Below are 15,073 nucleotides of genomic sequence, written 5' to 3'. Positions count from 1 at the left end.
CTTAGTTCTTTTCTTTGTCGACCATTTTTCCGGCCGAGATCCAGGGCATCATGGCGCGCAGTTTCGCACCGGTTTCCTCGATCATGTGTTCGTCATTGGCACGACGCGACGCTTTGATGGTCGGCTGACCAACAGCGTTTTCCAGCATGAAGTCACGAACGAATTTACCCTGCTGGATGTCGTCCAGAACCGCTTTCATACGCGCTTTGGTCTCGTCGTATTTCAGGATACGCGGGCCGGTGACGTACTGGCCGTACTCGGCAGTGTTCGAGATCGAGTAATCCATGTTGGCAATGCCGCCTTCATAGATCAGGTCAACGATCAGCTTCACCTCGTGCAGACACTCGAAATAGGCCATCTCTGGCGCGTAGCCCGCTTCGACCAGAGTTTCAAAGCCACAGCGGATCAGTTCGACCAGACCGCCGCACAGTACGGCCTGCTCACCGAACAGGTCGGTTTCGCATTCTTCGCGGAAGTTGGTTTCGATGATGCCCGAGCGCCCGCCACCAATGGCCGAGCAATAGGACAGGCCAATTTCCAGCGCTTTGCCGGTTGCGTCGTTGTTAACAGCTACAAGGCAAGGAACGCCGCCGCCTTTGGTGTATTCACCGCGCACGGTGTGGCCGGGGCCTTTGGGGGCCATCATGATGACGTCAACGCCTTCTTTCGGCTCGATCAAGCCGAAATGCACGTTCAGGCCGTGGGCGAATGCGATGGCAGCGCCCGGCTTGATGTTGTCATGCACGTATTTCTTATAGGTTTCGGCCTGCAATTCGTCGGGCATGGTGAACATGATGACGTCGCACCAGGCTGCGGCCTCGGCGATACCCATCACCTGCAGGCCTTCACCTTCGGCCTTTTTGGCCGATGCGGATCCTTCGCGGAGGGCGACGACAAGGTTTTTCGCGCCCGAGTCGCGCAGGTTCAGCGCATGTGCGTGACCTTGGCTGCCATAGCCCAGAATCGCCACTTTTTTGTCTTTGATCAGGTTGATGTCGCAATCGCGATCGTAATAGACGCGCATTTCGCCGGTCCTTTCAGTTTCGATTGCGGTGGTTCTATCCCGAGATTGTGCTATTGGCGATAGGGTTAGGCTTGAGTATTTGGTCGATTAGTGAAGAATAATTCTTCAAAACGAGAAAAGATGAAATAATCATGCTTGATGATATCGACCGGCGTATCCTGCGCCATTTTCAATCCGAACCCAGTCTGACAATGGCAGAACTGGCCGAGCGCTGCAGGATCGGCCAGGGCGTGTGCTGGCGACGGATCGAAAAGATGCAGGCTGCAGGAGTTATCGAAGGGCAGGAAGCCGTGATCGACTGGGCGGCGCTTGGATATGCGGTCGAAGTATCGCTGCGGGTGACGCTGGACAAGACGCAGGCGAGGGCCTTTGACGACTTTACCGCTGCAGCACGTGAAGTGGCCGAGGTGATCGAAATTCAGACTTTTCTGGGGCGCGTGGATGTGCGCCTATCCGTTCTGGCGCGAGACATGGGCCATTATCAACAGGTGTATCGTGACCGCATCCTAACACTGCCTCATATCGCGGACATTGAGGCGCTGATGCATATCGCGAGGGTTAAGCGGGATGAGGTGTTGCCGATATGATTGAATTAGATGAGATCGACCGGAAAATTTTGCGTGCTCTGACACAGGACGCGACCCAAAGTGCAGGTGCGTTGGGCCGCAAGTTTGGGTTGTCTCAGCCTGCCACATGGCGTCGAATCCGGCGGCTGGAAGAGGTGGGGGTGATCAAGGGACGCCGGTTGCGGTTGAATGCCGAGGCGCTTGGATTTGGGGTGACTGTTTTTCTGGGGGTGAAACTGGCACGCAAAGGGCAGGTCAGTCTTGAGGATTTCGAACGCGCGGTCAGTGCCATCCCCGAGGTGCAGACGGTCGAGCATGTGCTGGGGCTCTATGATTATCGCCTGCGCGTCGTCGCACGCGATCTGTCCGATTTCGAACGGGTCCTACGGCGGCGAATCATGACCTTGCCGGGGGCTGGAGACGTCGAGGCCAACGTGCTGCTCAGCGAAGAACGTCTGCCTGGGCCGATCGGTTGACCTGCGTCAGTATCTGGTGCGAATGCGGAATCCCGGGTGATGGGTCATGCGGGCAAAGGTCATCGGTTGCCCGTTTTTCCACGTGGTCCGTTCAAGTTGAATCATCGACGTTCCGGTGGTGGTTCCCATGAACTCGGCCAGGCGACTATCGGCGGATATGGCGCAAAACGCGATTTCGGCCTCGGTAAATGGTGCGGCATTCAGCAACCATTCATGCGGGCCGCTTTTGTCGAGGTCGGCATGTTCCACTTCGGGCACGGCGTCGATGTTGATCCAGCGTTCCTCAAGCTGGAAGGGACGGTTATCGGCGTAGTGCATACAGATGATATGTAGCACACGGGCGTCGGGTTCGACGTCCAGTTGCGAGGTAAGCCAGCCGGGGCTGTAGACCACTTTTCGTTCAACCAGAGCGTAACGATAGGCAGAGTTCTGGCTTTCAACTATCTGACGCGCCAGAGAAATTTCAAGTTTGGCCTGTTTGCGAGGTTCTTTTTTGACCCGCGTCCCGCTTTTGCGTTTGCGTTCGACAAAGCCCTGTTCAGCCAGCTCTCTGAGCGCACGGTTTACTGTGGCGCGGGCGCAATTGAACTCATCCGCCAGTTGCGTTTCGGTGGGCAGAAGCGAGCCCTGGGGCCAGATGCGGGATTCGATCCGTCTTTTAACTTCGTCCCGGACGACCTGAAAACTAATCCGAGTTTGCATTGTCACGAGCTGAAATATCCATTCATGTTCTAAGTGTGTGCATCTGTTCAGAAACACCTTTGAGTGTAAAGCTCAGCTGACACTATTTGGCGTCATTTCTTCTATTTGTTGCATGGAGCAGTTCAAAACAAAACCGAAGGTTGCAGATTACCTTAGGTCAATTGGCGGCGCTTGATGAGTACTTTACCCAAGCCGGGCGAAAGTGCAGAAACAGAAGAGCCACAGGAAAGGATGTAGGATGCCCGCATTGCTGGAAACTATCGACCCGGACGGTCTGGAAGAATTCTCGGTTGTATTCACGGATCGATCTCTGAATCACATGTCTGCAAGCTTTCAACAAGTCATGCGGGACATCTCTGAGATGCTGCGTGAAGTGTATAACGCGGATGGCGTTGCAGTTATTCCCGGTGGCGGCACCTACGGGATGGAAGCTGTCGCCCGTCAGTTCGCGCGCGGGGCCGATGTACTTGTGGTGCGCAATGGGTGGTTTTCCTATCGGTGGAGCCAGATTATCGAATCCGGAGATCTGACTTCCTCGACCATGGTTCTCAAGGCGCGTGAAACTGGCAATGCCAGCCCGTCGCCCTTTGCACCTGCGCCGATTGATGAGGTTGTGGCGACAATTCGTGAAAACCGTCCGGGTGTTGTCTTTGCACCTCATGTTGAGACATCGGCAGGAGTGATTCTGCCCGATGATTACGTGACAGCGATGGCTGCGGCAGCGCATGAGGTGGGCGCGCTGATGGTGCTGGATTGCATTGCCTCGGGCTGTGCGTGGGTCGACATGAAGGCGACCGGCGTCGACGTTCTGATCTCGGCCCCGCAAAAGGGGTGGAGCGCGACGCCTTGTGCTGGCCTGGTGATGCTGTCCGAACGGGCCGAGGGTCGGTTGTCCGAGACCACATCCGACAGCTTTGCGATCGATCTCAAGAAATGGCGCCAGATCATGCAGGCCTATGAGAATGGCGGTCATGCCTATCATGCCACCTTGCCCACGGATTCGCTGCGCGCCTTTCGCGATACGATGGCCGAGACCCGGGACTACGGGTTCGACAAGCTGCGTGTGGCTCAGTGGGCGTTGGGCGATGGTGTACGGGCGTATTTGAAGGGCACGGGCGTCATGTCGGTTGCCGCAGATGGTTTCGGCGCGCCGGGCGTAGTGGTCAGCTACACAGCAGACCCCGAGGTCCAGAACGGCAAGAAGTTCGCGGCCCTTGGAATGCAGATTGCAGCGGGTGTGCCGCTGCAATGTGATGAACCCGAGGGCTTTAGCACATTTCGATTGGGCTTGTTCGGTCTCGATAAACTCTACGATGTGGACGGGACCATCGCGCGGTTGCGGCGCGTGCTGGAACAGGTGCTTTGATCGAGTGGCGGGCAGAAGCCCGTCCTACGATTTATCGTACTCCAAGACCCATCTGCATCAGCGTCTTACGCACGGGTGGCAACGAATAGAGCGCGTTCAAGCCCATCGCCCGTGCATCCCGCAGCGGACGCGCCTCGATCATCGAGGCGCGGTTCAGCAGGTCGATCCCTTTGACGCGCAGTTCGATCTCGGAATGGCGGGCCTTGTGATAGGCCTCGAGCATTTGTGCATCGCCTAAACCCTCGGGGCGGGATTGCGCCAATTCCAGTAGACTGCTCAGATCGCCCAGCGACATGTTCAACCCCTGCGCCCCAATGGGGGGCACCACATGTGCAGCTTCGGCCATCAGCGCGATACGTTCGCCCGAAAGGCGTTCTGCCGACTGGCTGATGATTGGCCAGACCGTTCGGCGCGATGCCAGTTTCAGCGGCCCGAACAACCCGCATGAACGTTCGGTCATCGCAGCTTCGAACGCGTCGTTGTCAAGGTTGAGCAACTCGACCGCGCGCGGCCCGCGCTCCATCCAGACGATCGCCGATGACGGTTGACCCTGCCAGTCGGGCAGAGGGACCAGAGTGAACGGCCCGCCGGAACGGTGGATTTCGGTTGAGACATTCTCGTGCGGAATCGGGTGCGTGACCGCGAAGGCCAGTGCCTTTTGGCCATAGCGTGTGGTGTGAACGTTGATCCCGGCCGCCTCGCGCATCGGAGAAGAGCGGCCATCGGCGGCAACCACTAGTTTGCAGCGGATACGACTGCCGTCGCTCAGACCAACACGCGCCTCGGCGGTGCGGGTGAAAAGGCTGACGGTACCGGTGCCCGGGCGGAAATCGACATTGGGCAACTCTGCAAGGCGTGCCACCATCTCGCGCCGCAACAGCCAGTTGGGCAGGTTCCACCCAAACGGATGGTCCGAGATATCAGCAGCATTGAAATCACGCACCACGCGGGGTTCAGGCACATCGCCGCCCGCATCAACGATACGCATGATCTGGAGGGGCGCTGCATGCACAGCCAGCAGGGCCCAGAGGCCGCATTGTTCAAGCAAGCCGCGCGCAGGTTGCAGAAACGCTGTTGTGCGCAAGTCCGATCCATCCACGTCACGCTGTGTGATCGGCGGAGTGGGATCGACGCAAACCACATCGAACCCGGCAGTTCCGAAGGCGGCGGCGGCAGTCAATCCGGCGATGCCGCCACCGGAAATCAGGATGTCACAGCTGTCAGTCATTGGTCGATCATGGGCATGTCTCCGTTGCGGCGGACCCTAGTGCTGTTACCTGGCAGGCGCCAAGTGACATCCTGTCTCGTTCCTTATCCGCGAGAGATCAGGATGAGGATCAGGAACATCACCGGCACCATCATGACAGCGGGGATATAAAGACCGGGCAGACCGAACAGCAGCGTTGAGCAGCCCCACATGCTGATGATGGCCGCTGCGGTATAATACCAATCCTGAGCCGTGCCATTGGCCGCGTCTCGGGCCATCCAGCCAAACAGCGGAACTGCAAAAAATAGACGCTGCCATAGGGGCAGGCGCCGTGGCATCTCAAGCGCGGTCATTGGGATCTCCGATTCTGTTCGTCGCTGGGGCGCATATAGGTGAGATGCGGCCGTGTGCGCAGGTGCAGATCGTCGCAGTGCGACATTCAGACCAAGCGCGATAGAAAGGCGGTCAGATCGTCGGTGTGGTGGTGAATGTGATCTGCCATGTGCGGATCAGGCGCGACGTGAACAGTGCGCATTCCCATTTCATGCGGGGCAGCAAGATTGCGCGGATCGTCTTCGAACATGGCGGCCTTTTCTGCGGTGATCCCGTCTTGCGCAAAGATCGCCTCGAACGCGGCTTTTTCGGGCTTGGGGCGATAGCCTGCATGTTCCACGCCGTAGATCGCATCGAACACCCCGGAAAGCCCGCGTGCAGCCAGCACCCGTTCGGCATAGGGCGCGCTGCCATTGGTATAAACAATGCGCCGGCCGGGCAGAGCGTTGATATAGTCGGCAAGTTCGGTATCCGGTTCCATATGGCTCATGTCAACCTGATGCACCGCGTGCAGATAGGGATCGGGGTCCAGATCATGTTCAGCCATCAACCCGGCCAGCGTGGTCCCGTATTGGCGCCAATAGTGCGAGCGTAACCGGTCGGCTTCGGAGCGATCCACACCGATGGCCTGCACCACGTAATCCGTCATCAGCACTTCGATCTGATCGAACAGGCGCATATGCGGCGGGTAGAGCGTATTGTCGAGGTCGAACACCCATTGGGTGACGTGAGCAAAGGCTGGTTTAATCATGCCTTGGGTGTAGGGCGATAGGCCCGTGTTTTCAATGCTGCACTTGATCGTGGGGGCGTGTGGCGGCTAGACAGGTCCGAACGAGGAGATCAGACAGCCGATGCCCCAATTCAAACAGTCCAATACAGATGCCTATAGCCTGATACTCGAAGCGATAGATGTGGGTGTCTACAAGCCGGGCGACCGGCTGGTGGAAAGTGAACTGGCCGAGCGTTTTGGCGTGTCACGCACCCCGATCCGCGAGGCGTTGCAGCGGCTTGAGACGCAGTCTCTGTTGGAACGTGATGGGCGGTCGCTGATTGTGGCGTCTCTGGATCACAACCAGATGGCCGAACTGTATATTGTCCGACGCGAGCTGGAAGGGCTCGCCGCGCGGTTGGCCGCCAAACATGCCACCGAAGAGGAAATCCGTGTTCTGCAAGAAATGGTGACAGCCGATGATGCACTGGTGAATGACCCACTTGCATTGTCGCGCGCCAACCGGCGGTTTCACGAGCAGATCCATCTAGCCTCGCATAATCGCTATCTGGTGCAGCAACTGGATCTGGTGCATCGGACCATGGCACTAATGGCAACTACATCCCTGGCGGCCGAGGGGCGGGGTGAGATCGCGCAGAGTGAACACAAGGGCATTGTTGAAGCCGTCGCCGCGCGCGATGAAGACGGCGCGGCGCGAGCCTTGCAGGACCACATCTCGGTCGCGTTCATGACCCGTTTGAAACAGGACGCAGTGCGGCGCGAGAAATAGTGGCATCACATTCTTCGACCGCATGGCCGTGCTGGGTTTTATCCCAGAAGAAGGGCTTGACCGCCAGTTCCCACAACCCTTTGTAGGCCGCCAGAACGCCCAGTGGGAAATAAAGGATCATGGTCGGAACCCAGGGCAGCAGGAACCGTCTGTTGCCCGCGATGACCCCCAACACGCCGACCAGAAGATTTGCGGCTTCTGCAGTGAGAAACAGGTAAACACATCCGCGCAGAAACTCGGGCGTCATAATGTGTTGAAACGGGTGCGACAGGTTGAGGAATATCAGCCAGAATACCCACAAAACAGGAGCTAGCAGAAACTGCCCGAGCGTTCCGAGAAAAAACGCTTGAAGCCCGAGAAATCTAAGCGGCCCTAGATCGCGCAGCAGCTGCAGCGGTGCGCGCATATGCACCAGATAGGTGACCATGAAGCCCTTTAGCCAGCGTGAGCGTTGCTTGATCCATGGCCAGGCGCGAAAATTGGCCTCTTCATAGGTGGCGGTGTTCACAATCTCAGTTCTGTACCCGGCCCGGCACAGGCGAACACCCAGATCGGCATCTTCGGTGACGTTATGGGCGTCCCACCCGCCAAGCTCTACCAGCTTGTCGCGGCGGAAAAAGAAGGTGGTCCCCCCCAGTGGCACCACAAGACCCAATCGCGCTATGCCTTTCAGAATCACCCGGAACCAGCCGCTGTATTCGATTGTGAAACACCGTGACCGCCAGTTGGTGCGGGGGTTGTAATAGTCCAGTACGCCTTGCAGGCACACCACATCCCCGGGGGCGGTTGCAAAATGACGGGCGACGGTTTCGATCTGATCGGGCAGGGGGGCATCTTCGGCATCCCAGACGCCGAGGATTTCCCCTCGGCAGAAATCCAGCGCATAGTTCATGGCGCGGGGCTTGGTGGTCAGATTTCCGAGCTTTGGCACCTCAAGCGCACGTATCCAGCTAGGCAGCTGGACGTCACGTAGCGCTGCCTTGGTGACATCATCCTGTTCCTCAAGCACCAGAATGACATCCAGCAGCGCCTTGGGGTAGGTCAGCCGCTGCAGGCGCGCAATCAGGGCATCGGCGATCTCTTTTTCTTTATACAGCGGCACCAGTATTGACACGCACGGCAAGCGAAAGGGGTCTTCGGCAACAGGGCGGGACCTGCGTGGGATCAGATAGGCCATCAGCCCCGAAATGCGAAGGAGCAGGAAGAGTGCCAGTGTCACGAGCGTTGCCCAGAGCAGCACGGTCAGTCCTTGTGCCGGAAATGCCGCAAACAACGTAATCAGCAGCATTGTCGTTGCAAGGGGCCTGATCCGTGCCACTGCCTTCCAGTTGCGGCAGCTTTGTCGTGCTTCGACCCGCGTCTCAGCGGCCTGTGCCAGTTCGGCGGCAAAGTGGCGTGCGATGGCGGCATCAATTTGCTCGGCCCCGGCCAGAACCGGCAAGACGGTATAGCCCGTATCGCCGAGCGCGGCTGCGACCTCTTCAAACCGGTCAGGCCGTGATGTCGCGATGAGCAGGATCGGCCCGACCCGCATCCATGGCAGAACGTTATGCGCCAACCAGAACGCGACCGGCCTGAGCGCGCAGAGGTCAGCAGCAGGAGGATTGTGTTCCAAATCGGCGATCTGCAGGCCGGTCTGTTCGGAGAGGGCAGACAGCACTTCGGCCCGGCTGGCCCAGCCTTCACCAACCAGGATTTCCCCCAAAGGCGCATTCTGGCGCGCCTGCATTCGCAATGCCTGCTGCAATTGAGAACTAGAAATCACGCCCTGATCCCGCAGGCAGGTGCCCAAAGGTTTGCGTGAATGGGGGCCGGGTACCGGTTTTGCCGGTATCTGGCGCTGGAGATTCAGTTCAACCATTTGCAAGCCCTGCCACAAGTAACGACCGGCAGGGTTGCTTAAACAGGGTTAACGCCCGGTTAACGCTGAATTATCAGAGTTATGCTTGCGTTTTTTGATCGGTCATAGCCGCCGCAAAGCGTTCGAACAGGTAGAAACTGTCCTGCGGGCCGGGCGAGGCTTCGGGGTGGTGCTGTACCGAATAAACTGGGCGACCCGTCATTCGGATGCCGCAGTTTGAACCATCAAACAAGGACCGGTGTGTTTCGATCACGCCTTCGGGCAAAGATTGTGTGTCCACCGCAAAGCCGTGGTTCATTGAGGTGATCTCGACCTTGCCGGTTTCCATATCCTTGACCGGGTGGTTTGCACCATGATGGCCATGGTTCATTTTGACGGTCTGACCGCCCAGAGCCAGCGCGAGCATCTGGTGACCCAGGCAAATGCCAAAGACAGGCAGGTCAGTCGTATCCAGAACTTCTTTGATCATCGGCACTGCGTACTCACCCGTGGCCGTCGGATCACCGGGTCCGTTCGATAGGAACACGCCGTCTGGATTGTGTGCAAGAATTTCTGCGGCGGTCGCGGTCGCAGGCAATACGGTCACATCGCAACCAGCCGATGCGAGGCAGCGCAGAATGTTACGCTTGGCACCGTAGTCGATAGCAACCACCTTATGCGCAGGGGCGACCTGCCGCTCATAGCCGTCAGGCCATGCCCAACGCATCTCATCCCAACGATAGCTCTGGGCGCAAGTCACTTCCTTGGCCAGATCCATCCCCTCAAGCCCGGTAAACCCACGCGCTGCGGCGATCAGAGCTTCGATGTCGAAATTGCCGTCGGGGTCATGAGCCAGCGCCACATGCGGCGCGCCCTGCTGACGGATGGCGCGGGTGAGGCGGCGGGTGTCGACGCCTCCGATGGCGATACGTCCGCGACGGGTCAACCAGCTTTTCAATTCTTCGGCAGAGCGCCAATTGGACGACTCGGTCGGGTCCCATTTGACGACCATGCCGGCAGCAACCGGATCGCCGGTTTCGTCATCCTCGGGGTTCACGCCGACATTGCCGATATGAGGGAAGGTGAAGGTCACGATCTGGCCCGCATAAGAAGGGTCAGTCATGATTTCCTGATATCCGGTCATCGCAGTATTAAAGCAAAGTTCCGCAACCGTTTGACCGGTTGCGCCGAAGCCAACACCGTAAAACAGAGTTCCATCGGCCAATGCCAGACATGCGGTGGGCTTGGACGGGGCGTTCTGTGCCATGGCGCGACTCTCCTGCAAGGTAAACCGGCGCATACCTAAGGGGGTTGGGGCGCTGGGTCAAGCCTGTTCAAATTTTGCACTATTGTTATAAATCAATAACTTAGCTTTATTTTCCTCTGTTGTGCCCGCCTTTTTGTTTCGATATGGTCAGGGTTCCTTTGCCATGGGGATGGACAGACCATATGGATATGCGATCACGGGTGAATTCTGCCCTGAAGCAAGCGATGAAAGACAAAGAGGCCGAGCGCCTGTCGACATTGCGACTGATCAATGCAGCGATCAAAGACCGGGATATCGCGACGCGCGGCTCTGGCAACGAAGAGGCCAAAGGATGCGGCGACGCCGAGGTTCTTGAAATTCTTGGAAAAATGACCAAGCAACGCAAGGAAAGCGCGCGCGCCTATGAAGAGGGTGGGCGGCTTGATCTGGCCGAGCGCGAGCTGCGCGAGGTCGCTGTGATCGAGGAATTCCTGCCCAAGCAGCTGGATGACAGCGAAGTCAGTAAGGCGATTCAGACGGCGATCACCGCAACTGGTGCGGGCTCGATCCGCGATATGGGCAAAGTTATGGGCGAGTTGAAGACACGCTATACCGGCCAGATGGATTTCGGCAAGGTTGGCCCGATGGTGAAGGATCACCTCTGCGCCGGGTCGAACGGCGGCTGATTACGCAGGATCGTGCAGCTTGCGGGTCAGATCATCAAACAGGGTGATCCGCTCTTCCTCGGACAGAAATGAACCGATCTCGACCTCGCGCCCGTCACCGATCAGGGTGACGTAGTGCGGCACCGGCCCGCCGTGCGTATGCATCTCGGGGCGGGCCCAATAGCGGTTGCAGGACCATTCCTGATCGCCGCTGCGTGGGTCGTGATGGATCAGACGGGCCCGTGTTTTGTCCAGGGTCAGAACTTCGAATACGCTGCGCGCGCGATAGTTCATTTCGAGCGCCAGCCATAGACCCAGCACAGTAATCAGAAGGAATGGCAGCAATCCCCACAACAAAGCGGATCCCAGGACCGTGACCAGGGGAATGAGGCCAGCCAGGAATAACGCCAGAATAACGCCCATCGCAGCGCGGGGCGATAGGGAGTTATGCGGCCATAGGCGCAACTCCTGCTTGGAATCCGATGTTTGTTTCCAGCGATAGGGCATAATCAAAAGCTAGCGCAGGGGCGGACAAAATCGAAGCAATTTTTGTCAGACTACGTGACCCACACGGACCCATGACAGGGCATCATCCAGCCGGTCGTCGCCCCAGAATACTTCGTCCCGGACAACAAAGCTGGGAGCGCCGAACACACCCTTTCGGATCGCGGCGTTTGTCTCTGCCTCAAGCGCATTGCTGACGTCTGGGCTGTTGGCACGTGCGAGGATCAGGCGCGCGTCCTGCTGACAGCGATTCAGAGCTTCGGATATAGCGTTTTCGTTGCCGGCCTCGATCCCGTCCTCGAACCAGATCCGATAGAGGTTTTGCGTGAACGCCTTGCCCCAACCATCCTGCATTCCAAGCAAAGCCACTTGATTTGCGAGCGCCAGGTTCGAGATCGGATAGGGTGCGGGTAACTTGGCGTGGATATGATACTTTGCGGCGCGCCGTTCGATGTCGCGCCACATATAGGCTGATTTGACCGGTTTTCCCGCAAAAGGAATGTTCTGCTGCTCGGACATTACAGTGCGTACGTTGAACGGGCGCCACGTCACCGTCGCGTCGTTTTCTTCGCACCAGTCATCCAGACGCATGATCGTCAGAAAGCTGTAAGTGCTGCCAATTGAGTACCAAAAATTGATTTCGGGCATTGCAACGCTCCTGTTAAAAGGGGCTCTGCCATCCAGAATACCGCAAAACGGATGATTTTTCGATCTTTGCCCGATTCCGCCAGCTACAGCAGCGTTTTGTCTATGGGTTCAGCGGCGTGCGGGATGGCGCCGCAAGCGGTCATCTGACGCAGGTCAATCTCGATCATGCGGCAGATGGCCGAGATCGGAACATCCGTGACATCGCCTTCGAACGGGTCCTCCATCGAGGCGCTGACCCGTTCCGTGACGAAGAATATCCAGCATACCAGCGCGCCTACTGGGGCAAAGACCAGCCAGTCGAGCAGCACCGATTGTATCAGCGGAAGCTCCAGTCCGATCGTGATTGAGCGTTCGTCGTTGAAGGCCAGCGGCAGCATGAAAATAAAGATATAGCTGAAGATACGACCAACCTCGGCCACCTGTCGGGGGAAGGGAGTGTTCTTGATGCGCTCGCTCTGACCCTGATCGTCCGCGAGACGTGCCAGCCTGTTCGTCAGCGCGACGTGCCAGTAAGGATCGATCCTGCCTGCTTGTGCCAGCTTTGACAGGCGTTCACCCTGAAGAAACAGAAGAAACGCTGCTTGGTTAGATTTCCCTTCAAGCCGCGGCAGATCGATCTCAAGCTGGCTTGTGCGCCAGCACTCGGGGTCCTGATGCAATGCGGTTTTGTCTGAAACCGGTTTATGTCCGAACATCCACGGCCGACGGGACCGTCCGTTGGTATTGGGTTGACGCAGTTGAAACACCAGCATGTTCACCCAAGCGATATGACGTTCCAGCAATTCACGACGTATCTCGGGGTCTATGGGGGTGCCGTCGGTCTGGACCAGATTGCCGATCGTGTTGCCCCAGTCTCGGCTGGCATTGACCAGATCGCCCCATACCTTGCGCGCTTCGACCCAACGGCCATAAGCCGAGGTATTCTTGAAGCCCAGAAAGAACGCCACTGCAAGACCCAGCATCGTGACCGGTGGACTGGAGTTGGAGAAAAGAGCCATCGGTGTGATTTTGTCAACCAGTTCCAGCAGGAAAATCCAGGCCATGACGATGCAGATAAAGCCCGCAGAGCCTTTGATCAATTGCCGAAGCGTGATGCCGTTATGGAGTATCATGGGATGTGGGTCCGTCGCGCGTCAGGGGGATTTGTGGTGGATACTAGCGGCTCGGTATTTGGCAAGTCCACGCGCGACGCGCAGCAAATTCTGAACTGCAGAGATTAATACACAAAGCCCCGCGCTGGGCGGGGCTTTGCTGTCGTTTGGTTAGATCGCGGGATCAGTGGGCGTGGCCCTTGTCCCAGTCTTCCTGCTTGGGCAGCTGCTCGAACGTGTGTTCGGGCGGCGGAGTGGGCAGGGTCCATTCCAGCGTATCCGCGTATTCGTTCCACGGATTGTTCCGGGTCTCACGTGCGCCACGCAGCAGGGCGTAGATCACGATGCCGAAGAACAGCAGGAACGAAGCGAAGGAGATGAACGCACCGATCGACGACACCAGGTTCCACTGCGCGAACGCTTCGGGATAGTCGATATAGCGGCGCGGCATGCCCTGACGGCCCAGGAAGTGCTGCGGGAAGAAGGTCAGGTTGGCGCCGATGAAGAACAGCCAGAAGTGAACCTTGCCCCAGAACTCGGAATACTGACGGCCTGTCATCTTCGAGAAGTAGAAGTACACGCCCGCGAAGATCGCAAAGACAGCGCCAAGCGACATCACATAGTGGAAGTGCGCAACCACGTAATAGGTGTCGTGATAGGCACGGTCTACACCTGCCTGCGACAGCACAACGCCGGTCACACCACCAACGGTGAACAGGAACAGAAAGCCGAAGGCAAACAGCATCGGCGTCTTGAACTCGATCGAGCCACCCCACATGGTTGCAATCCACGAGAATACTTTGACGCCTGTAGGGACCGCGATGACCATCGTGGCAAGCATGAAGTAAGCCTGCTGACGCAGTGATAGGCCAACGGTGTACATATGGTGCGCCCACACGACGAAGCCCAGTACACCGATCGCGATGATCGCCCAAACCATCGGCAGGTAACCGAAGATTGGCTTGCGTGCGAAAGTTGCGATCACGTGGCTGATGATGCCGAAACCGGGCAGGATCACGATGTACACTTCGGGGTGACCGAAGAACCACAGGATGTGCTGATACAGGATCGGATCACCGCCACCGGCCGGATCAAAGAAGGTAAAGCCAAAGTTACGGTCCATCAACAACATGGTGATCGCGCCCGCCAGAACCGGCAGCGACAGCAGAATCAGCCACGAAGTGACAAAGATCGACCAGCTGAACAGCGGCACCTTGAACAGGGTCATGCCCGGGGCACGCATGTTCAGGAAGGTGGTGATCATGTTGATCGCGCCGAGGATCGAGGAGGCGCCTGATACGTGCACGGCGAAAATCGCAAGGTCCATGGACATGCCGCCTTCGGTCGTCGACAGCGGTGGGTAGAGAACCCAGCCGACGCCCGAACCGAGCTGGTCGTTACCCCCTGGGCTGAGCAATGAAGCCACACCCAGCGAGGTACCAGCGACATACAGCCAGAAGGACAAGTTGTTCATCCGTGGGAACGCCATATCCGGCGCACCGATCTGCAACGGCATGAAATAGTTGCCAAATCCGCCGAACAGGGCCGGGATGACCACAAAGAACATCATCAGAACACCGTGATAGGTGATCATGACGTTCCAAAGGTGCCCGTTGGGGGTACATGGATCGGCCATGAAACCTTCGAGGCACATGTACTGAACACCGGGGTGCATCAGTTCGAGCCGCATGTAAACGGTCATCAATACCGAGATCAGACCGACAATAGCCGAAACGACCAGGTACAGAATCCCGATATCCTTGTGGTTGGTCGACATGAACCAGCGGGTAAAGAACCCACGTTGGTCTTCATGGTCGTGACCATGAATGGCTGCGTCTGCCATTAGGTGCCTCCTGTTGCAACTACACCGCGCAGTCGGACCTCTCCAACGCACGGGATTCCTGCT

16 protein-coding genes are annotated in these 15,073 nt (G+C 57.7%); 5 read left to right on the top strand and 11 right to left on the bottom strand.

From position 1 onward, the window contains the following. Position 1 precedes the first annotated feature (1 nt). Complete coding sequence (gene ilvC, locus BLU89_RS05555) at positions 2–1,048, bottom strand: ketol-acid reductoisomerase (RefSeq protein ID WP_342721951.1); 1,047 nt, start codon at positions 1,046–1,048, stop codon at positions 2–4. 107 nt (positions 1,049–1,155) lie between these two features. On the opposite strand from ilvC, the gene BLU89_RS05550 reads away from it, so the two are divergent. Together BLU89_RS05550 and BLU89_RS05545 are read left to right on the top strand one after the other, a co-directional pair. After that, positions 1,156–1,611, top strand: coding sequence for an Lrp/AsnC family transcriptional regulator (locus tag BLU89_RS05550; RefSeq protein ID WP_074735117.1), 456 nt, complete (start codon positions 1,156–1,158; stop codon positions 1,609–1,611). Continuing rightward, on the top strand, positions 1,608–2,066 hold the full coding sequence (locus BLU89_RS05545; protein ID WP_074735115.1) for an Lrp/AsnC family transcriptional regulator: 459 nt from the start codon (positions 1,608–1,610) through the stop codon (positions 2,064–2,066). The genes BLU89_RS05550 and BLU89_RS05545 overlap by 4 nt, the downstream gene beginning before the upstream one ends. Positions 2,067–2,072: 6 nt before the next feature. On the opposite strand, the gene BLU89_RS05540 is transcribed toward BLU89_RS05545, so the two are convergent. Then, positions 2,073–2,768, bottom strand: a complete 696-nt coding sequence (locus BLU89_RS05540) for a histidine utilization transcriptional repressor HutC (RefSeq protein WP_074735113.1) — start codon at positions 2,766–2,768, stop codon at positions 2,073–2,075. A 238-nt stretch (positions 2,769–3,006) separates the two neighbouring features. Here BLU89_RS05540 and BLU89_RS05535 point away from each other — a divergent pair, with 238 nt between their 5' ends. Further along, on the top strand, positions 3,007–4,134 hold the full coding sequence (locus BLU89_RS05535) for an aminotransferase class V-fold PLP-dependent enzyme (protein WP_074735111.1): 1,128 nt from the start codon (positions 3,007–3,009) through the stop codon (positions 4,132–4,134). 31 nt (positions 4,135–4,165) lie between these two features. Here BLU89_RS05535 and BLU89_RS05530 read toward each other — a convergent pair whose 3' ends face one another. The 3 genes from BLU89_RS05530 to BLU89_RS05520 form a co-directional block, all read right to left on the bottom strand. After that, entirely contained in the window at positions 4,166–5,362 is a 1,197-nt protein-coding gene (locus BLU89_RS05530; RefSeq protein ID WP_074735109.1) for a UbiH/UbiF family hydroxylase, read from the bottom strand. 83 nt (positions 5,363–5,445) lie between these two features. Further along, the gene (locus BLU89_RS05525; protein ID WP_074735107.1) at positions 5,446–5,694 is read right to left on the bottom strand and encodes a hypothetical protein; all 249 of its coding nucleotides are present in this window, start codon (positions 5,692–5,694) and stop codon (positions 5,446–5,448) included. An 86-nt stretch (positions 5,695–5,780) separates the two neighbouring features. Further along, on the bottom strand, positions 5,781–6,425 hold the full coding sequence (locus BLU89_RS05520; protein WP_074735105.1) for a pyrimidine 5'-nucleotidase: 645 nt from the start codon (positions 6,423–6,425) through the stop codon (positions 5,781–5,783). A 100-nt stretch (positions 6,426–6,525) separates the two neighbouring features. Between BLU89_RS05520 and BLU89_RS05515 the strand changes: the two genes are divergently transcribed. After that, positions 6,526–7,173 carry a GntR family transcriptional regulator gene (locus tag BLU89_RS05515; protein WP_074735103.1) on the top strand — a complete coding sequence of 216 codons (648 nt, stop codon included), beginning with the start codon at positions 6,526–6,528 and terminating at the stop codon, positions 7,171–7,173. Here the strand turns inward: BLU89_RS05515 and BLU89_RS05510 are convergent. Both BLU89_RS05510 and carA read right to left on the bottom strand, forming a co-directional pair. Further along, positions 7,130–9,034, bottom strand: a complete 1,905-nt coding sequence (locus tag BLU89_RS05510) for a glycosyltransferase family 2 protein (protein WP_074735101.1) — start codon at positions 9,032–9,034, stop codon at positions 7,130–7,132. The two genes, BLU89_RS05515 and BLU89_RS05510, sit on opposite strands and share 44 nt — an antisense overlap. A gap of 79 nt (positions 9,035–9,113) precedes the next feature. Next, on the bottom strand, positions 9,114–10,280 hold the full coding sequence (gene carA, locus BLU89_RS05505; protein ID WP_074735099.1) for a glutamine-hydrolyzing carbamoyl-phosphate synthase small subunit: 1,167 nt from the start codon (positions 10,278–10,280) through the stop codon (positions 9,114–9,116). Positions 10,281–10,462: 182 nt separating this feature from the next. Between carA and BLU89_RS05500 the strand changes: the two genes are divergently transcribed. Next, positions 10,463–10,945 carry a GatB/YqeY domain-containing protein gene (locus tag BLU89_RS05500; RefSeq protein WP_074735097.1) on the top strand — a complete coding sequence of 161 codons (483 nt, stop codon included), beginning with the start codon at positions 10,463–10,465 and terminating at the stop codon, positions 10,943–10,945. Here BLU89_RS05500 and BLU89_RS05495 read toward each other — a convergent pair whose 3' ends face one another. The 4 genes from BLU89_RS05495 to ctaD form a co-directional block, all read right to left on the bottom strand. Then, complete coding sequence (locus tag BLU89_RS05495) at positions 10,946–11,431, bottom strand: DUF2244 domain-containing protein (RefSeq protein ID WP_074735095.1); 486 nt, start codon at positions 11,429–11,431, stop codon at positions 10,946–10,948. A 45-nt stretch (positions 11,432–11,476) separates the two neighbouring features. Then, positions 11,477–12,076, bottom strand: coding sequence for a 2-hydroxychromene-2-carboxylate isomerase (locus tag BLU89_RS05490; RefSeq protein ID WP_074735093.1), 600 nt, complete (start codon positions 12,074–12,076; stop codon positions 11,477–11,479). Between the two features lie 83 nt (positions 12,077–12,159). Next, positions 12,160–13,188 carry a bestrophin family protein gene (locus BLU89_RS05485; RefSeq protein ID WP_074735091.1) on the bottom strand — a complete coding sequence of 343 codons (1,029 nt, stop codon included), beginning with the start codon at positions 13,186–13,188 and terminating at the stop codon, positions 12,160–12,162. 163 nt (positions 13,189–13,351) lie between these two features. Beyond that, the gene (gene ctaD / locus BLU89_RS05480) at positions 13,352–15,010 is read right to left on the bottom strand and encodes a cytochrome c oxidase subunit I (RefSeq protein ID WP_074735089.1); all 1,659 of its coding nucleotides are present in this window, start codon (positions 15,008–15,010) and stop codon (positions 13,352–13,354) included. Positions 15,011–15,073: the final 63 nt, after the last annotated feature.

Origin of the sequence: Ruegeria halocynthiae, from assembly GCF_900106805.1 — a bacterium.
In the GTDB taxonomy this organism is placed as follows: Bacteria; Pseudomonadota; Alphaproteobacteria; order Rhodobacterales; family Rhodobacteraceae; genus Ruegeria; species Ruegeria halocynthiae.
This window is presented reverse-complemented; position numbering and strand designations above follow the sequence as displayed.